Annotated in this window: 26 protein-coding genes and 1 tRNA gene; 8 read left to right on the forward strand and 19 right to left on the reverse strand. The window is 62.6% G+C overall.

Going from position 1 to position 22,775, the window contains the following annotated elements; all coding sequences use genetic code 11:
- Positions 1 to 5 precede the first annotated feature (5 nt).
- Positions 6 to 350: a YciI family protein gene (locus QM716_RS17105; protein ID WP_007730031.1), complete on the reverse strand. Its 345-nt coding sequence runs from the start codon at positions 348 to 350 to the stop codon at positions 6 to 8.
- 140 nt (positions 351 to 490) lie between these two features.
- Here QM716_RS17105 and QM716_RS17110 point away from each other — a divergent pair, with 140 nt between their 5' ends.
- Positions 491 to 967 carry a DUF309 domain-containing protein gene (locus QM716_RS17110; protein WP_283305218.1) on the forward strand — a complete coding sequence of 159 codons (477 nt, stop codon included), beginning with the start codon at positions 491 to 493 and terminating at the stop codon, positions 965 to 967.
- Positions 967 to 1,605 carry an LON peptidase substrate-binding domain-containing protein gene (locus QM716_RS17115; protein WP_283305219.1) on the forward strand — a complete coding sequence of 213 codons (639 nt, stop codon included), beginning with the start codon at positions 967 to 969 and terminating at the stop codon, positions 1,603 to 1,605. The genes QM716_RS17110 and QM716_RS17115 overlap by 1 nt, the downstream gene beginning before the upstream one ends.
- 15 nt (positions 1,606 to 1,620) lie before the next feature.
- On the opposite strand, the gene QM716_RS17120 is transcribed toward QM716_RS17115, so the two are convergent.
- Genes QM716_RS17120 through QM716_RS17135 form a run of 4 tightly spaced genes read right to left on the reverse strand, consistent with a single transcriptional unit; the run spans position 1,621 to position 5,384 of the window.
- Complete coding sequence (locus tag QM716_RS17120) at positions 1,621 to 2,436, reverse strand: mycofactocin-coupled SDR family oxidoreductase (protein WP_283305220.1); 816 nt, start codon at positions 2,434 to 2,436, stop codon at positions 1,621 to 1,623.
- A 58-nt stretch (positions 2,437 to 2,494) separates the two neighbouring features.
- Positions 2,495 to 3,121: a LutC/YkgG family protein gene (locus QM716_RS17125; protein ID WP_283305221.1), complete on the reverse strand. Its 627-nt coding sequence runs from the start codon at positions 3,119 to 3,121 to the stop codon at positions 2,495 to 2,497.
- Complete coding sequence (locus QM716_RS17130) at positions 3,118 to 4,638, reverse strand: LutB/LldF family L-lactate oxidation iron-sulfur protein (RefSeq protein ID WP_283305222.1); 1,521 nt, start codon at positions 4,636 to 4,638, stop codon at positions 3,118 to 3,120. The genes QM716_RS17125 and QM716_RS17130 overlap by 4 nt, the downstream gene beginning before the upstream one ends.
- Positions 4,635 to 5,384, reverse strand: coding sequence for a (Fe-S)-binding protein (locus QM716_RS17135; RefSeq protein WP_283305223.1), 750 nt, complete (start codon positions 5,382 to 5,384; stop codon positions 4,635 to 4,637). The genes QM716_RS17130 and QM716_RS17135 overlap by 4 nt, the downstream gene beginning before the upstream one ends.
- 98 nt (positions 5,385 to 5,482) lie before the next feature.
- On the opposite strand from QM716_RS17135, the gene QM716_RS17140 reads away from it, so the two are divergent.
- Together QM716_RS17140 and QM716_RS17145 are read left to right on the forward strand one after the other, a co-directional pair.
- Positions 5,483 to 6,193, forward strand: coding sequence for a FadR/GntR family transcriptional regulator (locus tag QM716_RS17140; protein WP_283305224.1), 711 nt, complete (start codon positions 5,483 to 5,485; stop codon positions 6,191 to 6,193).
- A 53-nt stretch (positions 6,194 to 6,246) separates the two neighbouring features.
- Positions 6,247 to 6,320: transfer RNA gene (locus QM716_RS17145), tRNA-Met, on the forward strand.
- A gap of 96 nt (positions 6,321 to 6,416) precedes the next feature.
- On the opposite strand, the gene QM716_RS17150 is transcribed toward QM716_RS17145, so the two are convergent.
- From QM716_RS17150 to QM716_RS17185, 8 genes are read right to left on the reverse strand one after another with little or no spacing between them, the layout of a single operon-like run.
- On the reverse strand, positions 6,417 to 7,043 hold the full coding sequence (locus QM716_RS17150; RefSeq protein WP_283305225.1) for a TenA family protein: 627 nt from the start codon (positions 7,041 to 7,043) through the stop codon (positions 6,417 to 6,419).
- Positions 7,040 to 7,792: a glutamine amidotransferase gene (locus QM716_RS17155; RefSeq protein WP_283305226.1), complete on the reverse strand. Its 753-nt coding sequence runs from the start codon at positions 7,790 to 7,792 to the stop codon at positions 7,040 to 7,042. Before QM716_RS17155 ends, QM716_RS17150 begins: the two co-directional genes overlap by 4 nt.
- Positions 7,785 to 8,876 carry a phosphotriesterase family protein gene (locus QM716_RS17160; protein WP_283305227.1) on the reverse strand — a complete coding sequence of 364 codons (1,092 nt, stop codon included), beginning with the start codon at positions 8,874 to 8,876 and terminating at the stop codon, positions 7,785 to 7,787. Before QM716_RS17160 ends, QM716_RS17155 begins: the two co-directional genes overlap by 8 nt.
- Positions 8,831 to 9,874, reverse strand: a complete 1,044-nt coding sequence (locus QM716_RS17165; protein WP_283305228.1) for an ABC transporter permease — start codon at positions 9,872 to 9,874, stop codon at positions 8,831 to 8,833. Before QM716_RS17165 ends, QM716_RS17160 begins: the two co-directional genes overlap by 46 nt.
- Positions 9,871 to 10,641, reverse strand: a complete 771-nt coding sequence (locus QM716_RS17170; protein WP_283305229.1) for an ATP-binding cassette domain-containing protein — start codon at positions 10,639 to 10,641, stop codon at positions 9,871 to 9,873. Before QM716_RS17170 ends, QM716_RS17165 begins: the two co-directional genes overlap by 4 nt.
- Before the next feature lie 2 nt (positions 10,642 to 10,643).
- Positions 10,644 to 11,651 carry a substrate-binding domain-containing protein gene (locus QM716_RS17175; RefSeq protein ID WP_283305230.1) on the reverse strand — a complete coding sequence of 336 codons (1,008 nt, stop codon included), beginning with the start codon at positions 11,649 to 11,651 and terminating at the stop codon, positions 10,644 to 10,646.
- Positions 11,648 to 12,547 (reverse strand): carbohydrate kinase family protein, encoded by a 900-nt coding sequence (locus QM716_RS17180; protein ID WP_283305231.1) that lies wholly within the window; start codon positions 12,545 to 12,547, stop codon positions 11,648 to 11,650. Before QM716_RS17180 ends, QM716_RS17175 begins: the two co-directional genes overlap by 4 nt.
- A 2-nt stretch (positions 12,548 to 12,549) precedes the next feature.
- The gene (locus QM716_RS17185) at positions 12,550 to 13,392 is read right to left on the reverse strand and encodes a BtpA/SgcQ family protein (protein ID WP_003940276.1); all 843 of its coding nucleotides are present in this window, start codon (positions 13,390 to 13,392) and stop codon (positions 12,550 to 12,552) included.
- 234 nt (positions 13,393 to 13,626) lie between these two features.
- Here QM716_RS17185 and QM716_RS17190 point away from each other — a divergent pair, with 234 nt between their 5' ends.
- Positions 13,627 to 14,652 (forward strand): LacI family DNA-binding transcriptional regulator, encoded by a 1,026-nt coding sequence (locus QM716_RS17190; protein WP_141488323.1) that lies wholly within the window; start codon positions 13,627 to 13,629, stop codon positions 14,650 to 14,652.
- Here QM716_RS17190 and QM716_RS17195 read toward each other — a convergent pair.
- From QM716_RS17195 to QM716_RS17210, 4 genes are all read right to left on the reverse strand, one after another.
- On the reverse strand, positions 14,613 to 15,695 hold the full coding sequence (locus tag QM716_RS17195) for a M20 family metallopeptidase (protein WP_283305232.1): 1,083 nt from the start codon (positions 15,693 to 15,695) through the stop codon (positions 14,613 to 14,615). The genes QM716_RS17190 and QM716_RS17195 overlap by 40 nt on opposite strands.
- Before the next feature lie 26 nt (positions 15,696 to 15,721).
- Complete coding sequence (locus QM716_RS17200) at positions 15,722 to 16,339, reverse strand: sortase domain-containing protein (RefSeq protein ID WP_283305233.1); 618 nt, start codon at positions 16,337 to 16,339, stop codon at positions 15,722 to 15,724.
- Positions 16,311 to 18,032 carry a hypothetical protein gene (locus QM716_RS17205; protein ID WP_283305234.1) on the reverse strand — a complete coding sequence of 574 codons (1,722 nt, stop codon included), beginning with the start codon at positions 18,030 to 18,032 and terminating at the stop codon, positions 16,311 to 16,313. The genes QM716_RS17200 and QM716_RS17205 overlap by 29 nt, the downstream gene beginning before the upstream one ends.
- A 106-nt stretch (positions 18,033 to 18,138) precedes the next feature.
- On the reverse strand, positions 18,139 to 18,711 hold the full coding sequence (locus QM716_RS17210; protein ID WP_283305235.1) for a peroxidase-related enzyme: 573 nt from the start codon (positions 18,709 to 18,711) through the stop codon (positions 18,139 to 18,141).
- A 154-nt stretch (positions 18,712 to 18,865) separates the two neighbouring features.
- Between QM716_RS17210 and QM716_RS17215 the strand changes: the two genes are divergently transcribed.
- On the forward strand, positions 18,866 to 19,744 hold the full coding sequence (locus QM716_RS17215; RefSeq protein ID WP_283305236.1) for an AraC family transcriptional regulator: 879 nt from the start codon (positions 18,866 to 18,868) through the stop codon (positions 19,742 to 19,744).
- Between the two features lie 63 nt (positions 19,745 to 19,807).
- On the opposite strand, the gene QM716_RS17220 is transcribed toward QM716_RS17215, so the two are convergent.
- Both QM716_RS17220 and QM716_RS17225 read right to left on the reverse strand, forming a co-directional pair.
- Entirely contained in the window at positions 19,808 to 20,455 is a 648-nt protein-coding gene (locus QM716_RS17220) for a CoA transferase subunit B (protein WP_283305237.1), read from the reverse strand.
- Complete coding sequence (locus tag QM716_RS17225; RefSeq protein ID WP_283305484.1) at positions 20,452 to 21,198, reverse strand: CoA transferase subunit A; 747 nt, start codon at positions 21,196 to 21,198, stop codon at positions 20,452 to 20,454. Before QM716_RS17225 ends, QM716_RS17220 begins: the two co-directional genes overlap by 4 nt.
- A gap of 171 nt (positions 21,199 to 21,369) precedes the next feature.
- Between QM716_RS17225 and pcaH the strand changes: the two genes are divergently transcribed.
- Both pcaH and pcaG read left to right on the forward strand, forming a co-directional pair.
- Complete coding sequence (gene pcaH, locus QM716_RS17230; RefSeq protein WP_283305238.1) at positions 21,370 to 22,089, forward strand: protocatechuate 3,4-dioxygenase subunit beta; 720 nt, start codon at positions 21,370 to 21,372, stop codon at positions 22,087 to 22,089.
- Entirely contained in the window at positions 22,082 to 22,774 is a 693-nt protein-coding gene (gene pcaG, locus QM716_RS17235; protein WP_283305239.1) for a protocatechuate 3,4-dioxygenase subunit alpha, read from the forward strand. Before pcaH ends, pcaG begins: the two co-directional genes overlap by 8 nt.
- The last annotated feature ends 1 nt before the right edge of the window (position 22,775 follow it).

Below are 22,775 nucleotides of genomic sequence, written 5' to 3' on the forward strand. Positions count from 1 at the left end.
GCGAATCAGTCCCCGAACCCGGCCAGCGGACGCACCTCGACGCTGCCACCGTCGCGCGCGCCGGGGCACCGCGCGGCCCACGCGAGCGCCGCATCCAGATCGGGAACGTCGATGACGTCGTAGCCGCCGAGGATCTCACGGGTTTCTGCGAAGGGTCCGTCGGTGACGGTCTTTTCCCCGGACTGCGAGACCCGAACCGTCGTCGTGGTGGTCAGGTCGGCGAGGGCATCGCCGGACACCCAGATGCCGGCGTCCTTCATTTCCTTGTCGTATTGCTGCCAGTCCTCGAACGTGCACTGGGGTTCGGTGTCTCCGCCGGGTGCGGTGTAGATGAGCAACATGTACTTCATGACTGACTCCTTGGTCTGTTGTTTTTCATCAGGCTTGCTTGCCTTACAACATGACGACGAACGGTTCTCCCCGAAATCGACAGGCGACCCGAAAAAACTTTTGGCGGGTTCGTCCGAGGCGCTGCCGTTAGGCTGAGTGTATGACCGAACGTGACCGGGACGCCGCTGGGAAGCCCCTCAATTCGCGGCCCCGCGACGGGCTCGGCCGTCCACTGCCACGCGACGCAGCGGGCGGTGTCCCGCGCATTCCGGACGATGTGCGTCTGCCGCCGGACGAGTCGATCACCGAGGCTCAGCGCCTCCTCGACCACGGCATGCCCTTTCACGCACACGAGATTCTCGAAGGAACGTGGAAGAGCGCGCCGCCCGAGGAGCGCGACCTGTGGCAGGGACTGGCTCAGCTGGCCGTCGGACTCACACATCTGCTTCGGGGCAACGACACCGGCGCCGTCTCACTCCTCGGCCAGGGGCACGACCGCATCAGGCACTACGAAGTCGAGAGTCCACACGGCCTGGACATCCCCGGTCTACTGACGTGGTCCGAACACCTGCTCGCCGAAATCGATCGCCCCGGCGATTTCCCCGCCCCTCCGATTCCGAGGTTGAGAATCCCCTGATGCCCATCTTCCCCATGTTTCCGCTCGGCTCCGCTTTGCTACCGGGTGAGGTGTTGCCGCTGAACATCTTCGAACCTCGGTACCGCGCACTCGTCGAGAACGTCCTCGAAGCTGCCGACGGCCCACTGTTCGGAGTAGTGCTCATCGCCCGAGGCCATGAGGTCGGTGGCGGCGAATCACGCCACGACGTCGGCACTCTGGCTCGGATCGAGTCCCATGTCGCAATGGGTGCCGGACGGTATCAGCTGTATTGCCGGACCGAAGGCCGCATCCGGGTCAATCGCTGGCTGCCGGACGATCCCTTTCCGCTTGCCGAGGTCGCACTGTGGCCGGACGAGAACAACGGAACACCCGTCACCGCCTACGAATACGACTCACTCCTCGAGCGCATCGAGTTCATGTACGGAATGTTGGGAAAGCTCGCACTACGAGCCGGCGAACAGACTCCACGAATGCCCGTCCCACCTGATCCCTTGGATCCGTTGGGTTCTCGGCTGTATGCCTTGGCGCGAAGCATTCCGATGGGCGACGCCGATCGCCTGGCGATACTGACCGCGCCAGGCGCCGACGAACGTATCCGCACACTCTCGGAGGCAGTCGAGAACACCATCGAGGTAGCGCAGTTCAATCTCCTCTGAGCGCAACTACGCCGACTACGCCATCGTCTGACCCATGTCGATGACGATCTTCGTCCCGGTGACCGCGCGGGATAGATCTGTCGCGAGGTAGACCACGGCATTGGAGATGTCCTCGACCGTCGTGCGCGGGACCGAGGTGAGCGGCCACTTGTAGGAATTCATGTACTCCGGGTGCGCCGTGAGTACCTTGCCGACATTGGGGTCGTTACCCATCTCGGTCTCCACTGCGCCCGGATGAATGCTGTTGACTCGAATGTCGAAGCTTCCCAATTCCGTTGCCGCAGTGCGGGCCAAGCCGACGAGCCCGTGCTTGGCAGCCGAATAGTGCGCGCAACCGGGAGCTTCGGCGACGCCGGCCGCGCTGCTGACAATCACGATCGAACCACCGTTGCCCGCCTCGATCATCGAGGGAACCGCCGCCGCCATCGTGCGCCACACACCATTGAGATTGATGTCCACGAGCGTCGACCACTGCTCTTCCGGCATCTCCCAGAAACGATTCCACGTTGCGATGCCCGCATTGGCGATCACAACGTCGAGGCGGCCGAACTTTTCGACGCCCGACGCCACTGCCGCGCGGAGCGCCTCGAGATCACGGACGTCCGCTACAGCAGTGACGATCTCGCGTCCCTCGGCTCGAACCAGGCGCGCCGTTTCATCGAGATCGGCTTCGGTTGCGGCCGCGTAACCCACGTCCTCGGACACCGACGCGCATACGTCGACAGCAATGACGGCGGCACCTTCCTGCGCGAGCCGGATCGCATGATTGCGTCCCTGACCCCGCGCAGCACCGGTGATGAAAACGACCTTGCCTGCCAGGAGTTGTGTCATGGCCGGGACGTTAGACGCTGATGTGGCCCGCTGCCTGTGAGTTCCCGCTCGACGGGAATCAACCGTCCACGATCACGACGTGAAGATTCCTCGGACCATGGACGCCTTCGACGCGCTCGAGTTCGATGTCGGACGTTGCCGATGGGCCGCTGATCATGGTTGTGGGGCGCTCCGGTGTCAGCTTCGCAATCGCCTCCGGCACTCCCACTTCCACACTGCTGCGATACACGACGCAGATGTGTGTGTCCGGTACCAGCGTCAACGCACGACGTCCTTGCGATGGACCGGCGTCGAGGAAGATGGTGCCGGTTTCGGCGCAGGAGACCTTCGAGCCGGTGACAACGGCGTCGAGGTTCTCGAGTTCAGGAGCCGGTACGTCCGGGCTGTCCACCACCAGCGTTCCGTCGAACCCGGCTAACCACGATCGGTCGAGTCCGGCGGGGATGCCCAGCGTACGCAGCTCGTGTGCGCTCAGTATTCCGCTGACAGCCTCGACGATTTCTGTTGCAGCACATCGGTAGACGTGCGCTTTGTAGTCCTCGAGTCGATCGACGAACAGTTCGATGCGCTTCTCGTCGGACATGCTTCTGCCAGTCCGGTAGTTCCGCGGTATCTCGCTCTCACGGGCGGGCGCCAAGGTGATGGCGTCACGAATGCGTCCCATTACCACCTCACGTGAATTCACTTGTCCGCCTTCCTGTCACGACGAGCCTCGTCCAATGCCGCGCGGCCTTCGTCGGAGTCCCACCAGGACCGGAAGGTCTGCTTGGGTGGTGCGGGGATGTCTCTGGCAGCTGTCCAACCGTTCAGTGGCGGTGGCAACGTGGAGATCTTCCCTTTCTTGCCGGCCACGACGCGTCCGAGCCCGGCGGCTTTCTGAGCGAGCGTCCATCGACCCTCGGTCGACATCGCAAGAGACGCGGCTTTCATCGCCAAAGACTCTGCCGTGACACCGGATTGCTCGACTTTCTGATGCCGCAATTCGACCAGCAGCGACGGTATGTCGATCTTGACCGGGCAGGCGTCGAAGCACGCACCGCACAGACTCGAGGCAAAAGGAAGCGTCGAGTTGGGATCGTCTTTGCCATGCATGCCCGCGAGCTGCGGAGTCAGAACCGCGCCGATCGGTCCCGGATAGGTAGATCCGTAGGCGTGACCACCGGTGCGCTCGTAGACGGGACACACGTTCAGGCACGCCGAGCACCGTATGCAGCTCAGGGCTTCCCGTCCGATCTTGTCGGCAAGCGCGGCGGTCCGGCCGTTGTCGAGGAGGACGAGGTGAAATTCCTGCGGACCGTCATCGGGCGTCACGCCGGTCCACAGGGAGGTGTACGGGTTCATCCGCTCCCCCGTCGACGACCGCGGTAACAATTGAAGGAAGACTTCCAGATCCTGATACGTCGGCAGAATCTTCTCGATGCCCATGACGGTGATCAGTGTTTTCGGGAGCGTCAGGCACATTCGCCCGTTGCCCTCGGACTCCACGACGGTCAGTGTGCCCGTGTCCGCGATACCGAAGTTGGCGCCGGAGACGGCGACCGGCGTCGTCATGAACTTGTGGCGCAGAAACTTTCGTGCAGCAGCGGCAAGCTCGGCCGGATTCTCCCCGAGGTTCGGATCGACATCTGGCATCTCACGCAGGAATATCTCCCGAATCTCGGACCTGTTGCGATGGATCGCGGGAACCAGGATGTGCGACGGTTTGTCGTGGCCGAGCTGGACGATCAATTCTGCGAGATCGGTCTCGTAGGCGGTGATGCCCTGCGTTTCGAGATGCTCGTTGAGCCCGATCTCCTGTGTTGCCATCGACTTGACCTTGATGACCTCGTCGGAGCCGGTGGCTCTGACAAGCTCGGTCACAATGGCGTTGGCCTCGTTGGCATCCGCTGCCCAATGCACCTGCCCACCGCGAGCGATTACTGCGGATTCGAACTGTTCGAGCAGTTCCGGCAACCGCGCCATGACGTCGGCCTTGATCGCCGAACCCGCATCCCGCAGCTCCTCCCAATCGGGAAGCTCTCCAGTCACGTTGATGCGCTTGGCACGAATGGTATGCGTTGCCTTGCCGATATTGCGTCGCAGTTGCGCGTTGGCCAGCTCGTGATGTGCTGCGACGGGGAACTTCTCAGTACCTCGCAGGAACCCTGTGCCTTCGGGTGACCTCGGCGGGAAGCTGGGCAGACCCAACGTCACGGCACTCATGCGTGCACCCGGCTTTCCACCGATGCCAGAATTTCCGCGAGGTGAATGGTCTTGGCGCCCATCTGCAGTCGCGACATCCCGCCGCCGATGTGCATGAGGCAGGAGGAGTCTCCGGCGCTGCAGAATTCGGCGCCGGTGTCCGCGACGTGGCGAATCTTGTCCGCCAGCATGGCCGTCGAGGTCTCCGCGTTCTTGATGGCGAAGGTGCCGCCGAATCCGCAACAGGAATCTGCTTCGGGGAGTTCGACCAGATCGATGTCGCGGACGTTGCGCAGCAACTGAAGTGGTTTGTCTCCCACTCTCAACATGCGCAGTGAGTGACAGGTCGGGTGATAGGTGACCCGGTGCGGGAAGTACGCACCCACATCGGTGACACCGAGAACGTCCACGAGGAATTCCGAAAGCTCGTACGTCTTTGCCTTCACTGTCTGCACCTGCCCGCACAGCGACGCGGTGCCGTAGCGCTCGGCAACGATCTCGTGTTGATGACGGATCGAACCGACGCACGATCCCGATGGTGCGACAACGGCGTCGATCGACGCATCACCGAAGGTATCGGCGTAATTCGCGACCAGCGGCAGCGCTCCGGGCTGGTAGCCGGTGTTGACGTGCATCTGCCCGCAGCAAGTCTGCGCGGACGGAAACACGACGTCGTGCCCGAGACGGGTGAGCAGGAGGGCGGTGGCCTTGGCGGCGTCGGGAAACATCGTGTCCCCGATGCAGGTGGCGAACAGCGCTACTCGCATGTGGTTCCCCGCAATCTGTCGGTGTGGTCTGACCACAGTAATACATCCCCGGACAGGCCACCCCATAAACGGCGTCCACCCGGTTATGCTCTTGCCTCATGCCGACCGAGCCGAGCCCGCGAGCGTGGGAACAAGTACTGAGCCACCTCGAACGTCGGCTCGTTTCAGGCGAGGTGTCTCCTGGCCAGCGCCTGCCGGGAGAGAGAATTCTGGCAGCAGAGTTGGGCGTCGGACGGTCATCGGTCCGAGAAGCGTTGCGGGTCATGGAAGCACTCGGCCTCCTCAAGGCGCAGACTGGCTCCGGCCCGACGTCCGGCGCGATGATTGTCGCCAAACCCACCGGCGGCATGACCATGCTGATGCGGATGCAGGTTGCAGCACAGGGCTTTCCGGTCTCTGACGTGGTGAAGACACGACTCGTGCTCGAATCCGAGGTCATGCAGTCCTTGGCATCGCGGACCCCGACACCCGACCTCAGCGCGGCCGTCGAACTGCTCGACTCGATGGACGACGCAGATCTCTCGGCCGAGGAATTCCTGCTACTCGACGCACAGTTCCACGTGGCGCTCGCCGACGCGGCGGGCAATCAGGTGATCGCAGCCATGATGACCGGACTGCGCGAGTCGATCGAGGCCTACGTTCTTGCGGGCGTGCAGATCGACAGTTGGCCGAGCACCTGCACGCGGCTTCGTCACGAACACCGCGGATTGGTGGATGCGGTCAACGCGGGCGACGGCGAACTCGCACGTCAGCGCATAGTCGGCCACATCCGCGGCTACTACTCGGAAAGCGCCCACTCCGACCGCTGACAGGGGGTGGTAATTGCACCTCCAAAAGTCGTGTACTGTTGGTTTCACACCGACGCGGGGTGGAGCAGCTCGGTAGCTCGCTGGGCTCATAACCCAGAGGTCGCAGGTTCAAATCCTGTCCCCGCTACAAAGAAAAGGCCCGTAGGTTGCGAAAGCGACCTACGGGCCTTTTGCTGTGCGCCTTTATCAACCGCGGGGGTTAATAAGGGCGCACAGCAGTGGCTCACACCGCCACGTTGTGAAAATCGATCTCCGCGGCCAGCATGCCGGAGAACCAACGATCCAGGTCCTCGTCCGTCACGGACTCGGGCATGGTGTCCACCTCGCACGCCAGCACCGCCACCTGAGACACGAACGGCGGAGCGACATGCATGTCCACCCAGTCCTGCAACGCTGGTTCGCGCTCTACCTTCACGGCCGCAGCCTCCCGGCACCACGACAGATACAGGGTCTCCGCGGCGTACATGCCCACCAGGGCAGCTGCCCGGCCCTCGTCACGAGCGAGAGTCAAGGCGTGCGTGGACAGCACAGACGACTCCTCGACCAGAGCCGCTGCGTCGCCCTCGTAGGGGAATCGGGAACGCAACTGCGCAAAATACTCGCGCTGTTCGCCCACCAGGTTCGACATCGACGTCACGTGGTCGAGCGCGTCGTCGAGCGTCGGGGATTCGGCGACCACCAACCCCAACACCTTGACGGCCGTCAGTACGAATGCCTCTTCGATCACGAGGTACCGGCGAAATCCCTCGTCACTCAACGTCCCGCCGATGGTGTCCTCGATGAATGGAACCGCCCGCGCGGCAGCGAGGTTACTCTGCTGCCGCGCGAGCAGGTCTGAGGACCGACTCATTCGCCGGCGACCCAACTGATCAAACCGTCGAACAGGTCGGTGTATCCGGGCCACTGCTCACAGAACTCCGGCGGAGCCCAGTGCGGCGAACAGTCCGAGGTGAAGACGATCGACCGTCCCGCGCCGTATTCACCCGCAGCGACAAGCGGATCGCCGTTGATGGTGGCAGGAACCGCAGCACCGTCCTTCGCGACGACGCGGTTGTAACCCAGGAGTGCCGGCCACGAATCCCCGGCACCACCGAGAGCCGGATGACCAGCATCGACAACGGTGGGAACAATCCCGGCCGGCGTCTCGACGCGATCGTCCTCGGCCAGCATGGTCACCGGCAGTACCTCGGCGATCGCGGTCTGGCGGAAAGCTGCTCGTGCTTGGAATCCTGAAAACGAGAGGTAGCCACCGATCATCATCAGTGAGCCACCGGCGTTCACCCAGTCACGAAGCGCAACAAGGCGATCCTCGCCGGCGCGGAACTGGTCGAACACACCGGGAGCCAACTGCAGTGAGTTCGCTCCGATGTCGGAGAGAACGACGACGTCGAACTGCGACAGTGCTTCTGCGGTACCGGGGAACTGCGTCGGCACCAGGTGTGCGGGCATGTGTGTCACGTCGTGGCCACGCGAGGTGAGCGCATCCCGAAGTGGACCGACCCCCTCGACGTAGGAATGGACACTGAACTCGTCGACGCCCTTGACGTGCGTCGACGTCGTCATCCAGCTCTCGCCGGCGATCAGTACTCGTTTACCCATGACTGCTTCTGTTTCCTTTCGCGGCCTGCTCGAAGAGCGACCTCGGGTTGTCTCGCATCAGTGCGGACACTTGCTGGGGATCTACGCCTGCGCGCACCAACCGTGCGGCGAAGGCGAGTGGTACGTAGGAGAATCCGTTACCGCCGTGCTTTCTGAGCATTGATTTGAGGAAGAGGTCGTGACTGAGCAGGAGTTGTGAGGCGTGGCCGGTAGTCACCAAACCGGCTACCGCAGTAGCTGTTTCCGCCGGATGTGGTGAAAGGCCCTCTCCGGGGAAGTCGAAAGGCATTCCGATCATGTCGAACTCGAGGAAGACTCCGCGGTCGGCGAGCGATCGTTGGTAGTCGGCGTCGTGTCCCGACGGGTCCATGTGGCACAGAACTACGGCTTGCGGATCGACACCCATCTCGTTGACAACGATGTCGACAACGTGATGTCCGACGCGCTGCCATCCCGGAAGGTGGACGAACAGGGGCACGTCCACCTCACGCTGAGCGATGCACGCCGCCCGCAACGCCTTGGCCTCGTTCTGAGTGAAGAGCGGGGAGACGCCGATCTCCCCGATCACTCCCGGAGCCAATTCCTTTGCCGGATCGAACTCCTCGACGAGCGAACCCGCCAGATCGTCGACGCCGAGTTCGTGGACCTCCACCGGATGGGTCGTCTCGAGGTACCACCCCGAACCCATGATCACTCGCACGTCGGACTTTCGCGAGAACTCCGCCAACTTCTCCGGCGCCCGGCCCAGCCCCGGTGGCGTCAGATCTACGATCGTCCGACCACCGAGGCGAGCGAAGTCCGCAAGGTCTTCCACCACGGCCGCTGCGTCGTCGACTCGACAATTGTCGAGGCTGTAGTACGGATTGTCGTGAAGAAGCCAGGCATTCTCGGCACGTACCGGACCGGCCAACCGCTGCGCCACAACCGGATCCAGTGCCTCGGTGTATGCACCGGTGACGTCGTTATGCAGATGTTCGTGTGGGAGAACCAGTCCGAGTTCCGAGCTGTCCACAATTCCCGTGACGGTACGAACCTTGCTCATGACCGTGCAGGCCCCGACGGTGCGAACTGCAGGTGTCGCCACAGCGCGCTCAGTGTATGTCCGCGCATGTTGATCCAGATGGCCAGTAGCAGAACAACACCGGTGATGATCGGCGTCAGGAACGGGCTCACGCCGAGCAGAGTCAAACCGTTGGCGATGATTCCGGTCAGGACAGCGCCGATGACGGTACCGATCACGGTGCCGCGACCGCCGAAGAGGTTGGTGCCACCGAGAACCACAGCGGTGATCACGGTGAGCTCGAATCCCGTTGCAGAATTGGCCGAACCCGAGCCGAGTCGAGCTGCGATCAGCAGTCCCGCGATGCCGGCAGCAAGGCCGGTGAAAACGAGCGTCATCATGAGCACACGACGGGTGTTGACGCCGGACCGTCGTACGGATTCGACGTTGGAGCCGATACCGGTGACGTAGCGTCCGAAGCGCATGCGGTTGAGCGCAATTGCTCCGATGACCACGACGACGAGAGCGATCCACGCACTGGCGGAGAATCCGAGGAACTCGGCAGTTCCGAGCTTCGCGAAGTAGGTGTCTGCCGGGACCGGAACGGAGAACCCTTCGGTCCGGTACAGCGCGATACCGCGAATCACGGACATCGTCGCCAGAGTCACGATGAACGGCGGAATGCCCTGATAGGCGGCCAGCCAACCGTTGACCAGACCCCAGGCCGCACCCATCACCGGGGCGGCGACGAAGACCAGGGACGAATCGACGCCCGCCTGGATCAGTTCGGCACTCATCGCCGCGACGAACGCGACTATCGCACCGACGGACAGGTCGATCTGACCGGCCGTGATCACGAAAGTCATTGCTACCGCGATGATCAGAACCGGAGCGATCTGGGTTGCCAGGTTCGACAGGTTCGTGAACGTCAGGAACGACGACGTGGTCGCCGAGAAGACGGCTGCGACAGCAATCGTCACCGCGAGCATCGCAAGCGTCGGCTTGTTGACGCTGTCCCACAACGACGGCTTTGCGGCAAGCTTTCGCTCGACCGGTGCCTGGGTCTTCTCGAGAGTGGTCATGCCGTGACTCCCTGTGCTGCTACCGGTGTCCGTTGCGGCACCGGAGTTCGAGTGATGAGTCCGACGAGAGACTCGATGTTGAGGTCGCCGATCGGAACGTCGTCGACGCTCTGCCCCTCGTACATCACCGTGATTCGGTCACACACGCGGAACAGATCCTGCAGGCGGTGCGTCACGAGAATGACGCCCACCCCGGCCGCTGCCACGTCCGTGATCAGCTTGAGCACCGACTCGACCTCGGCGACGGCGAGCGCTGCGGTGGGCTCGTCGAGGATCAGTACGTCTGGCCGGAAAGAGACCGCGCGGGCGATCGCGACGGTTTGCCGCTGCCCGCCGGACAGCTGCCCGATCTCCTGGTAAGTAGACTTCACCTTGACATGCAGGTCGGCGAGAATGTGAGCCGCCTTCTCGTGCATGGCATGCCGGTCGAGAAAGGGACCTTTTCGCGGTTCTCGGCCGAGGAACAGGTTGCTGGCGACGTCGAGCGTGTCGCACAGAGCCAGGTCCTGGTAGACGATCCCGATCTTCTTCTGCTGCGCGTCGAGCGGCGTCGAAAAGCGTACGGGTTCACCGTTGACGCGCATTTCGCCGCCGTCGTGCTGAACCGCGCCGGCGAGAATCTTCATCAAGGTGGATTTGCCGGCGCCGTTGTCGCCGACAACTCCGAGTACTTCACCCTTCGCCAGCCGAAGGTCCACTCCTTGAAGGGACTTCACCGGTCCGTACGACTTGGTGATGCCCGAGAGTTCGATCAGTGGAGGTGCCATGTTTACTTCTCCAAGTAGTACATGTAGTCGGCGACGTTCTCCGGAGTCACGATCTGGGTGGGGACGGGGATGTTCGCCGGAGCGCCGCGGCCACAAGCCAGGTCGATTGCCGAATTCATTGCCTCGTGGCCGAATTCGAAGGTGTTCTGCTGGACCACGCCTTTAAGCCAACCGGCTTTGAGTCCGCCTACCGCCTGATCCGAAAGATCCCAACCGACTGCCTCGATGCGATCCTGCGCCTTCTGACTGTTTACCGCCGCGACGAGCCCGATCAAGGCCGGCTCACCGGTTGCATAGACGTACTTCATGTCGCCGCCGCCGGTCAGCAGATTCTCCGCTGCGGTCTGGGCGTTCTCCTGAATGTTACGTCCGTCCACAACGGTGCCGACGGTCATTCCTCGGCCGGTCACGGTCTCGGTGAAGCCCTTCTGCCGCTCCAGCTGGACCGTGCTGTTGAGCGCACCGACGATACCAACCGTTCCGGTGTCGTTCGCGACGTCGGCCAAGGTGTTTCCGATTTTCGCGCCGCCCTCGGCATTGGCCGTACCGACCTGAGTCGACAGTGCCGGATCGTCGATGGTTGCGTCGACCGCGACGACGGGGATGCCCGCGTTCTTGGCCTTGACCACCGACGGCTTGATTCCGTCCGTGTCGATCGCGTCGACGATGATCGCGTCGACACCGGCGGCGATCAGATTGTCGAAAGCATTGGCCTGTGCGACGGAATCGTCGTTGCCACTGATGATCTGCAGGTCGACGCCTGCCTTGTCCGCGACGTTCTTCGCGGCATTGTTGATCTGGTTGAAGTACAGCGCCTGAAGGTTGATGGTTACCAGACCGACCTTGAGCTTGCCGTTCGTCCCGTCACAGCTCTCGGCGACCCGGGTCGGCTGCGGGATGGACGAGCCACCCGATGCGTCTTTCGAGTCACTCGACGACGCCGAGTCACAAGCGGTGAGCGTGAGCGCGACTGCAGCTCCCAGCGCCAGAGGCAAAGCACGTTTCATCATCGAGTCTCCAAAAGGGTGTGAGGGGTCAATGTTGCTGTGAAGCTGTCCAATTCATCTCGGGTTGGGCATCCGCGGGGTCCGGCGGTGGCGCAAGCCAAAGCAGCCGAGGCTCCCGCTAGTCGTGCGGCGTCCACCGGTGAGCGCCCGGCGTCGATGAAGGCTATGTACGTACCGCCGAAGCAATCACCGGCTCCGACTGCATCGACGACGTCGACCACTACTGCCGGTTCGCTCGTCACCTCGCCGTCCGGTGTAGCCAGTGTCCAACCTCGCGAGCCGTCGGTCACCAGGAGGTGGGTGTTGTGCTCGGCGGCCAGTGTCTGCCACTGATCGAAACCGATCCCGAACTCGCCTTCCCACAGGGCACGCCCCACGACGACGTGGTCCGCCAGCGCGAACGCGCGCAGTGCCACGGCTTTGTTTTCACAACCGTCCAGATCGATTACCAGACTTACGCTTCCCGGCAATTCATCTGGGAGAAAGACCGCACGGTATCCGTCGAGGAACAGCCGTCCACCGCCGGCAGCGGCCAATCGGGTGACGACAACTCCGATGCGTTCGGCATCGTTCGGGTCGTCCTGGCTGATGATGGAGCGATCACCGTCCTGAGCGATGAGAACAACCGCCGTCGACAGGAACGCATCTCGCGGCGACCAACTGGTGTCGACGCCGTCAGCCTCGAGAGTGTCGAGAAACTCGGTGGACCGCACATCCGGGCCCACGGCACCGGCAAAGATCACCTGCGCGCCCATTCGGGCCGCGGATACCGCAGCATTCGCATTCATTCCACCGTCGATCTGACTGATGGCCGTTGCCTGCACGCGCTCTCCGAGCACCGGTACGTGTGGAACATGTACCGTCACATCATTGTTGGCGTATCCACAAAAGACAATCATGGTTACTTTCCTGCAGCCCGGGACAGTTCGCGAACCTTCTCGCCTGCGACGCGTCCCCACCAGCGTCCATTGTCCTTCACCGAAGAAGCAACTATCGCGCCGTCGCATTCCTTCATCAGTGCTGCGACGTTGGCGGCCGTGATGCCGGATCCGATGATCACCGGAAGAACCGTGTTGTCGCGGATCACGGACACTTCGTCGACCGAAGCGGCGTCACCGGTGCGCGAACCTGTCGCTATCAGGACGTCTGCGTCGAAGAACTCGGCGTCCTCGGTCTGCTCCGCGACGGTCCGGTCCGCAACAATCGCATGCGCACCGTGCTTGACGTGCACATCAGCGAAGATCCGGACGGGGTCTGCGCCGATGCGATGGCGGAAGCGAGTCGTCTTGGCGGCCTGGCCCTCGATGAAACCCTCATTGGCAATGTAGGCATTGGCCCACTGATTGACGCGCACAAAACTCGCGCCTGCCGCCCACGCCGCGGCCACTCCGCACTCGCCGGCGTTGGACAGGATGCTGACGCCGACGGCCTTGCCGAACTCGCCGACCACCGCTGCCGTGATGACTCCCATGCTGGCGGCGGTCTCGTATCCGTGTTCTCCGGGCTTCAGGAACGGTATGTCCCAGTGATTTTCGACGATGACACCGTCGAAACCGTTGTCGACGTACGCGTGTGCTTCCTCGACAGCGAAGCGTGCAATTTCCGAAACCGGCTGCCCGGTGTAGTGCGGGCTTCCCGGCAGGGCAGGGAGGTGGATGGCCCCGATGAGAGAAGGCGTGCCGGTGAACATCTCTGCCAACGCCGAGGGCTTGGGCGGAAAGACTCCGAGCGGTGATGCGGTCACTTCAGCTACCCCATTCCATGCGCAAGATTTGCGCTGTATGTCCATGCACAAGATCTGCGCACGATGTAATCGATTGCCTTGATGAATTAGCAGGTTATGCGATCAACACCGGGTTGTGTCAAGGATTTCACAATTCGAATTTGTAAACGATTGCCTCAATCGCGTTACATGCGGGACACTGGACCGTGCGGTTCGATAACCTCGGAGCCGAATCGAGCAGAAAACGGGGGACGCATGCGCAAGGCGACCATTCGCGATGTCGCGGAACTGGCCGGGGTGTCAACTGCCACCGTGTCGCGGGCACTGTCCGGATCCCGCCCTGTCTCGGACGAGCTTGCCGCGACGATCAAACGAGCCGCAGATTCTCTCGGATACTCGGGAAACATCATCGCCAGCTCGTTGCGTCGCAATCGGACGGACACTGTCGGCATGGTGGTTCCGAGTATCGCGAACCCCTTCTTCACTTCGCTGGTGGTCAACGTCGAACACGTCCTTGCTCAGCGCGGACTACAACTGTTCCTGTGCGATTCTCGTTCCGACCCCGACGTGGAAGCTCAGCGGCTCAAGTCGCTCGTCTCGCGGCAGGTGGACGGAATCATCATCAGCCCGTGCCACGGCGAATTGAGTGCCGAAGCAGTCCGAGCCAGCGCGGCAACGCTTCCGGTCGTTCAACTGGACCGGTTTGCAATGGATACGCAAACGGATTGGGTCGGTGTCGACGACGACGCCGCGCAATCCCTTGTGATGGAGCATCTGTCGGAGCGTGGCGCGCGATCGGCCGCCTTCATCAGTTCCGAGCTGACCAATTCGTCGACCGAACTTCGCCGGGCCGGATTCTTCCGCCATGCGGATCGAATGGGAATCGAAACTCGTGACGAGTGGACACAACTCGGCGAGTACTCGATCGAGTGGGGGCGCACGGCCTCCAACACCATCCTGACCGGCAAGACTCGCCCCGACGCTCTGGTGTGCGCCGACGACTTGATCGCACTCGGCGTGTTGCAGACCTGCCATACATTGGGCATCGACGTTCCCGGCGACGTTCTGGTCACCGGTTTCGACAACATCCCATTCTCTGAGTTGTGCAATCCGCCGTTGACCACCGTCGGGCAGCCGCAGGAGAGAATCGCGGAAGAAGCTGTGCGCCTTCTGGATCAGGCGATGAACAACTCTTCCGAGTCGACAGCCCACATTGCGCTTGCTCCTGAACTGATTGTCCGTCAGTCCACCGTCGGCCAAGCGGCGGCCACCGCACCGTAAGCAGCAATTGCATCGTCCAGTTCCGAGACCTTGACGCTTTCGTTGGCCGCATGCATCAGCGAGGGAGTGCCCGGACCCCAGATCACGACGGGAGCGCCGGGGGCGGCCGCGGCCAGTACCGAAGCGTCGGTGAAGTACGAAACCGGTTCGGTTGCAACAGGGATCGGCAAGGTAGCCAACCACGGATCCGACGCGTCGGTACGCACACCTCCCAGGTGAATCGACGTCTCGACCGAGTCGACCTCCGGTTGGGCGCGCCACCATGCGAGCAGGTCTGCGCCGTCTCCCACCGTGCGGTGATCGATCACCGCACGTGCACTGTCCGGCACGATGTTCGGAGCCGAACCCCCGCCGACCAAGCCCAGGTTCCAGGTTTCGGCACCCAGAAACGCGTCCGACGACAGCGGAAGCTCACATCGAGCGCGGTCGACGACGTCAAGGAGTTTGAGGACGGCGTTCGTTCCGCGCTGCGGCGTACTCCCGTGCGCAGCTTTTCCTTTGACGGACACTTCGAGCCACAGTGCACCGCGGTGCCCCAGATTGATTCGATTGCCCGTCGCCTCGGGAACGATGACGGCCCCGATCTCGAGATCAGCGACGGCGTCGGCCGAACGAACTGCACCGAGCGATCCGATTTCCTCGTCGCTCGTCAGCAGAAGTGCGACCGGGACTCCCCGTTCGAAGGCGTCGACTACCGCGGCAGTAGCGGCAACAAGACCGGCTTTCATATCCGATGTTCCTCTACCGAGGAACAATTCGCCGTCGACCTGCGCGGCATACGGATCGAACTCCCAGTCGGAGACAGTGCCCACCGGCACCGTGTCGACGTGGCAGGCGAACAGCAGTCTTGCCGCCGAGGGTGCTGCTTCGTTGGTGATCAAGGCCCAGGGGTGATTGCCGGTCGGGTCCGACTCCACCTTTGCCTGCGGCGCATGCGAGAGCACCAACGAGACAATCGAATCCATGGCTCTCCGCTGAGGAACTGCCTCTCCGGAGACCGTGTCGAGGGCTACCAGTTCCGAGAGAAGACCGAGAGAATCCATGCACCCATTGTTGCACTGTCGCAGATTCAGTGCGTTGCCAGCTGGGCGACAATGATGTAGTTGTCCTGCGTCGACTCCCCCTCGACGACATCACAATTGGCGAGGATCAGACGTCCCGGAACGGATTCGCGCAACTCGTGAGTGCCGAGCAGCGAACCTTTGTGCAGCGGCCCGACGGTTTCGACGTCGTACTCGAGCACTCCGTTCGGTGTGCCCAGCAGGACGTGATCACCTGGCTCCACTACCCGTAGCGCTCGGAACGGTGCTTCGCGAGTGGTGTAGTTGTGCCCGACGACAACAACGGTCTGTGTGGTCGACGTTCCTGGCAGTCCGCTCTCGCCCCACCACACCGGCAGTTCGTCGACCGGATTCAGCTGCTGTCCACTCTCGCCGCCACGCATCAGTTTCTCCGAGTGCAACGGACTGCTCAGATACGTAACACCGGACGCAGACCTCACTTCGATCCGGTCGGGTTCGGCCGGATCGACGCTCACCGAAGCCGGCGCAGCCGCGATGTGCGACTGCACCGGCGAGCGGTCAGGTAGCGATCCCGAGTTCTCGCCCGAACATCCGGATACGAGGAGTGCGAGGATCGCTACCGCGGACAGACCGGCGTTACGCAGACGTGTTGCCCGTACCGTCATGACGCTTGCGACGAACGACCACCGTCGTAGCTGCTGCGGCCGCGGCGCCCACGACTCCGACGCCGATCAGCACAGCCGGCAGATTGGAACTGCTGCTACCGCTGGTGCTACTTGCAGTGTCACCGAGAGCAAGCTCGACCGGAGGAAGGCTTCCGGCAAGTGCCGGATCACCGTCGGCGTCGGTGACGTAGTAATCGACGACGTCGAAGGCGCCCTTGTTGTTGTAGTAGCCGACCAGTTTGACACCGGTCTTGTTCACTACTGCCGTGGTCTCGTCGACCTTCGTGACTCCGGAACCGTCGTCTGTGTGCTCACCGATGATCACTTCACCGCCGACGCCTGTTCCGTTGTCGATCTCCTTCTCGCCCTTGGCCTTGAGCTCGTCGACGATCTTCTGCGCTGCATCCGCTTCGGCCTTTGCGGCTGCCGCAGCGGCCTGAGCTTCCTTGGCCTTTGCAGCTGCGGCGTCTGCTGCGGCCTTCGCGTCTTCGGCGGCCAGGTAGAGGTCTTGCGCCTTCTTGCTCGCCGCTTCAGCAGCTTCGGCCTTCTTGGCAGCCTCGGCAGCCTTCTCGTCGGCGATTGCTCGCTTGTCGGTGGCCGACTCGCCCGCAGCGTCGGCTTCGGCCTGGGCCGTCTGCGCAGCCTTCGCCGCAGCGTCGGCGTCCTTCTGTGCAGAAGCCGCAGTAGCAGCCGCTTCGTCTGCGGCCTTACGGGCGGCGGTGGCAGCTTCTACCTCGGTGGCTGCCGCGGACTCAGCTGCCTTGGCCGTGGTTTCGGCGGCGGTGGCCACCTTCTGAGTCTCCCTCACGGTGACTGCAAGCTGCTTGGCATTCCACGCTGCTGCCAGCGCTTCGGCCTTTGCAGCGAACGCCTTCGCGAAGTCCCAGTTCTTGAGAGCTTCCTCTGCTTCCTTGTTCTTGTCATCGACCAGTTTGGCGTTCGCATCCGCGGCAGCCTTCGCGTCATCGGCTTTGGCCTGCAGAGCATCAGCCTCGGCGCGCGCCTTTGCGGCCTCTTCGGTCTTGGCCCCCGAACCGGCGGCCTTCGCTGCTTCCTCGAGTTCCGCAGCCTTGGCTGCGGCGGCGTCAGCTTCTGCCTGAGCTGTTTTTGCTACCTCTTTGGCATCGGCCGCCGCGGACGCCGCAACCTTGGCTGCCTCTTCGGCTTCCTTGGCAGACTGTTCTGCAGCCCCGGCCTCTGCCTTGGCCTGGGTCGACTCGACTGCCGCCTTGGTTGCCTCGACGCTCGCCTGAGTCATTGCCTCGGTCGCCTTCACCGAAGTGTCTGTCGCTTCTGACGAGTCGACCCCTGCCGTCGCGGCTGCTTCGGCGGCCTTCGCTGCGGCGTCGGCTGCGGCTTTCGCTTTTGCTTCGGCTTCCGCCAGTGCTGCGGCGTCCGTCCCTGCGGTTCCGGCAGTACCTGCTTCTGCAGCGCCGGCTTCGGCCTTCTCGGGCGCGGTCTCGGTGCTTGTCGCCGCGTCGGCGTCGGTGGTGGGAACTACTTCTTCCTCGCCGCAGGTCACAAGCGGATCCGCGCTCGGGGTACACACGGTTTCCGGCTCTGCCGATGCAATTCCCGTGCCGCCCACCGCCAATCCGAGAGCGAGTACGGCACCGGCGGCCGCAGAGCGGACCCTCCGAGAATGGGCGATGGACTTCTCCGACATAGCGCTCAACCTTTCGGCCTTCTTCACGAAGACGACAATTCCGGCGTGGACAGCCTTTACTTCGTCGGCTGAGTTCCAGGCGTTACGACCGGTCGGTCCGAAAAGTTGGGAGCTTGTGTTCGATGCGCAGGAATCAGGACCGCGGAACGCGCCCCATCAGGTAGAACTCCGGATTGGGCAGCATGCCGGAAAAACTCGCCATTCGGTTGCTGAGGCCGAAGAATGCAGTGATCGCCGCAATGTCCCACGCGTCCTCGTTACCGAAGCCGTGCTCACGGAGAGCGTCGAAGTCGGCGTCGGCGATTTCGTGCGAGGCGGAGTTCACCTTGGTGGCGAAGTCGAGCATCGCGCGCTGACGATCGGAGATCTCTGCGGTGCGATAGTTGACCGCAACTTGATCGGCAACCAGCGGCTTCTTCTCGTAAATACGCAGAATCGCGCCGTGCGCGACAACGCAGTACGTACATTTGTTGGCCGCAGAGATCGTGGTGACGATCATTTCCCGATCACCCTTGGTGAGCGCGGAATCTTCCTTGAGCATGATCGCGTCGTGGTACGCGAAGAATGCCCGGAACTCAGCTGGGCGCCGCGCGAACATCAGGAAGACATTGGGCACGAACCCCGACTTCTCCTGGATCTCGAGAATCTTGGTGGCGATGTCCTCGGGCACCTCGGTCAATTCAGCCTGCGGAAAACGGGTGCTCACTGTGCCTCCTGGTCAACCATCAATGTTCGATTCAAGATAATCACGATTAACTGAGTTGTCCAGATGCATTTCCTGCCCGACTTTTTCGGGCACGGATAGTCGGGTACGAACGAGGTGATCTGCGTAGCGTGAAATCCGTGAACAGGAAGACACGATGATCGACGGACTGAACCGCGCGCTCGAGTACATCGAAGGCAATCTGAGCGGCGAGATCGACACAGCCGAGATGGCAAGGCTGGCAACCACCTCGGAATATCACTTTCGAAGGATGTTCTCGGCCCTCGCCGGCATTCCCGTGTCGGAGTACATCCGTCGACGTCGACTGACCCTGGCCGGTGCCGAGTTGTCCGTCAGCAGGTCAGGAGTCTTGGAGACAGCCGTGAAGTACGGGTACTCGTCCGCGGAAGCCTTCACACGAGCGTTCACCACATTTCACGGAGTGAGTCCCGGCGCAGTCAAACGCGCTCCCGCCGTTCTCAAATCACAACCGAAACTTGTCATTCACTTGACGTTGGAAGGAGCCACACCGATGGACTACATGCTTGTGGACAAACCTGCCTTGACGGTAGTCGGATTCAAAACCCGGGTACCGCTGGTTCACGAAGGTCCCAATTCTGCCATCGAAGATTTCACCCGCACCGTGGACAAGGTCGCGCTGCGAGGGTTGCGCGAGCTGTCCGATCAAGAACCGGAGGGAATCGTCAGTGTTGTCGACAATTTGGCGCATCCCAGAACTGAAGGCACAGAACTGGATTACTACCTGGGAGTGGTCACCGGCAAAACCTCGCCCTCGGGCTTCGACGCGCTTTCGGTCGACGCACACACGTGGGCCGTGTTCACCGCCGACGGATCGGCAATCGAGTCTGTGCAGTATCTGTGGCGAGATATCTACACGGAATGGTTCCCGGCCAACCCTTTTCGCTCCGTGCCTGGTCCCGAGATAATGCGTACCGAGTACAACGACAATTTCACCGTCGCACGGTTCGAACTCTGGATTCCGGTCGAGAGCGAACTGAACGACGACGGCGCGTAAAGCAGCCGCCGGGTCGGTTGAAAGTCACGACCCGGCGGCTGAGTACCGAGATGAAACAACCTGTCAAATAATCAGTTTCGCGCCGGTGGCAGCAACCACGTCGTCGACGCTGATGCCCGGCGCCGTCTCCACCAGACGGAGACCGTCGACAGTCACGTCGATCACGGCCATGTCGGTGATGATTCGCTGCACGCAGCCCTTACCGGTCAACGGAAGTGAGCACTCCTCGACGATCTTGTGCTCACCCTTCTTCGAGACGTGCTCCATCATCACGATGACGCGCTTTGCGCCGTGGACCAGATCCATCGCGCCACCCATGCCTTTGACCATGTGGCCGGGGATCATCCAGTTCGCAAGATCCCCGGTGGCACTGACCTGCATGGCACCGAGCACGGCAACGTCGACCTGGCCGCCGCGGATCATGCCGAACGACGCGGAGGAGTCGAAGAACGAAGCACCGGGGAGAACGGTGATGGTCTCCTTGCCTGCATTGATCAGCTCGGGATCGAGTTCGTCCTCGGTGGGGTACGGCCCCACGCCCAGAACGCCGTTCTCCGAGTGCAATACGACGGTGATATCTGTCGGGAGGTAGTTCGGAACCAGCGTCGGCATACCGATGCCGAGGTTCACGTACTGCCCGTCCTCGAGTTCGCGCGCGACGCGAGCCGCCATCTCTTCGCGGGTGAGTTTGGTGGGTAGTACAGAAGTCATGCTCGTACCGTCCGATTCTCGATGCCGACCGTCACCGGGCCGACGTGGACAACGCGCTGAACGTGAATGCCGGGCGTGTGAATCTCGGCTGGATCGAGCTCGCCTGGCTCGACGAGGTGCTCGACCTGCGCGATGGTGATGCGACCCGACGTTGCTGCAGCCGGATTGAAGTTCTGGGTACTCGCGCGATAGACGAGGTTGCCGTGCCGGTCGCCCTTCCAAGCATGAACAAGTGCGTAGTCGGCGACGATGCCGCGCTCCATCACGTAGGTGACGCCGTCGAATTCGCGAGTTTCCTTGGGCGGACTGGCAACTGCGATGCCGCCATTGCCGTCGTAACGCAGTGGCAGGCCACCGTCGGCAACCTGGGTGCCGACGCCGGCCGGGGTGAAGAACGCGGGGATGCCCGCTCCCCCGGCGCGCATGCGCTCGGCGAGCGTGCCCTGCGGCGTCAGTTCGACTTCGAGTTCACCGGAAAGGTACTGACGCGCGAACTCCTTGTTGGAGCCGACGTACGAGCTGACAGTACGGCGGATCCGTCCCTTCTCCAGAAGTACTCCGAGCCCGAACCCGTCGGTGCCGCAGTTGTTGCTCACCGTTTCGAGTGAGGTGGCGCCCTGCTTGAGGAGCGCATCGATGAGGATCTCCGGCACGCCGACGAGTCCGAAACCTCCGACAGCGATCGTGACGCCGTCCGGCACGTCGGCGACGGCCTCGGCAGCAGTGGGAATGACTTTGTCCATCATGTCGATCACAGTAGCGTGAGGCGTACGTATTGTGAACCCTCGTGCGCATCCCGAACATTTTTCGTCCCCGGCATTGCCTGGGTCACATCTACGAACTATCCTGTTCGCAGAGCGCAACACATGTACACATTGCGAACACCTTCACGTAACCGAACGACGAGGTTCCCTATGCTGCATCTACCGCCGAGGTACCAGCGGCCGGCTGGCGTCAACGCCCCGGCCGATTTCGCGGACTACAAGACCACTTCACTTCGCCACCCGAAGCAACCGCTGAAGCTGCTCCCCCAGCGCCTCACGGAGCTCACCGGGCCGGTATTCGGCGAGGACCGTGTCGGAGCCGGCGAAAACGACCTGACCATTGCCAACGGCGGCGAAGCACAGGGACAGCGCATCGTTGTCCACGGCCGTGTTCTCGACGGCGACGGAAAGCCGGTCCCCCACACACTGCTCGAGGTGTGGCAGGCCAACGCCGGTGGACGCTACCGCCACACCGGCGACAACTGGCCCGCACCGCTGGACCCGTTCTTCAACGGGCTCGGTCGCTGCGTGAGCGACGCGAACGGCCACTACAGCTTCACCACGATCAAGCCGGGCGCCTACCCGTGGATGAACCACGACAACGCATGGCGACCGGCACACATCCATTTCTCGCTGTTCGGCACGGCATTCACGCAGCGCCTGGTGACGCAAATGTACTTCCCCGACGATCCGATGTTCTTCCAGGACCCGATCTACAACGCGGTACCCGAAGCAGCACGTCACCGCATGGTCAGCGTCTTCGACTACGACGCCACAGTCCCCAACTGGGCTCTCGGGTTCCGCTTCGACATCGTCCTGCGCGGCCGTAATGCCTCCGTATTCGAGAACGAGGAAGACCACGATGACTGAAAAGCTCACCCCGGCCACATCCCCCGTCGCTTCGCTCGCCCCGGCCACATCCCCCGTCGCTTCGCTCGCCCCGCGTTACCCCGTCGTCCCCGGCGACTTCACCACCGCCCCCTTCGGTGTCACGCCCTCTCAGACCGTCGGTCCGTACTGGCACATCGGCCTCCCCTGGACGGACGGCCCCGACGCCGCCCCGACCGACGCCCCCGGACGAATCACGCTGGCCATCACGGTGATCGACGGCGCCCGTACACCCGTCGCCGACGCGATGATCGAAACGTGGCAGGCCGATACCCTCGGACGCTTCAACCATCCGGACGATCCCCGCGGCGCAGTGGACCTCACTCCGGCCGGTTTTCGCGGATTCGCCCGCAGCGCAGCGGATCCCACGGGCACCGCACTGGTCCACACGGTCAAGCCCGGTGCGCTGCCCACCGAAGCTGACGTGAGCGAAGCCCCACACGTCAACGTGTCGGTATTTGCGCGCGGCATGCTCGACCGCCTGGTCACCCGCTTGTACTTCCCCGAGGACGCCGACGCACAGGCAACAGATCCGGTCCTGTCGTCACTGAGCGAAACCGAACGCGCGAAGTTGGTTGCAACCAAGGTCGACGGTGGGTACTCCTGGACGGTCTATGTTCAGGACGAGGACGCGAACGGCGTCGAGACGCCCTTCTTCGAGCTGTAAG

The sequence above is a fragment of the Rhodococcus sp. IEGM 1409 genome, from assembly GCF_030056735.1.
Lineage (GTDB): Bacteria > Actinomycetota > Actinomycetes > Mycobacteriales > Mycobacteriaceae > Rhodococcus_F.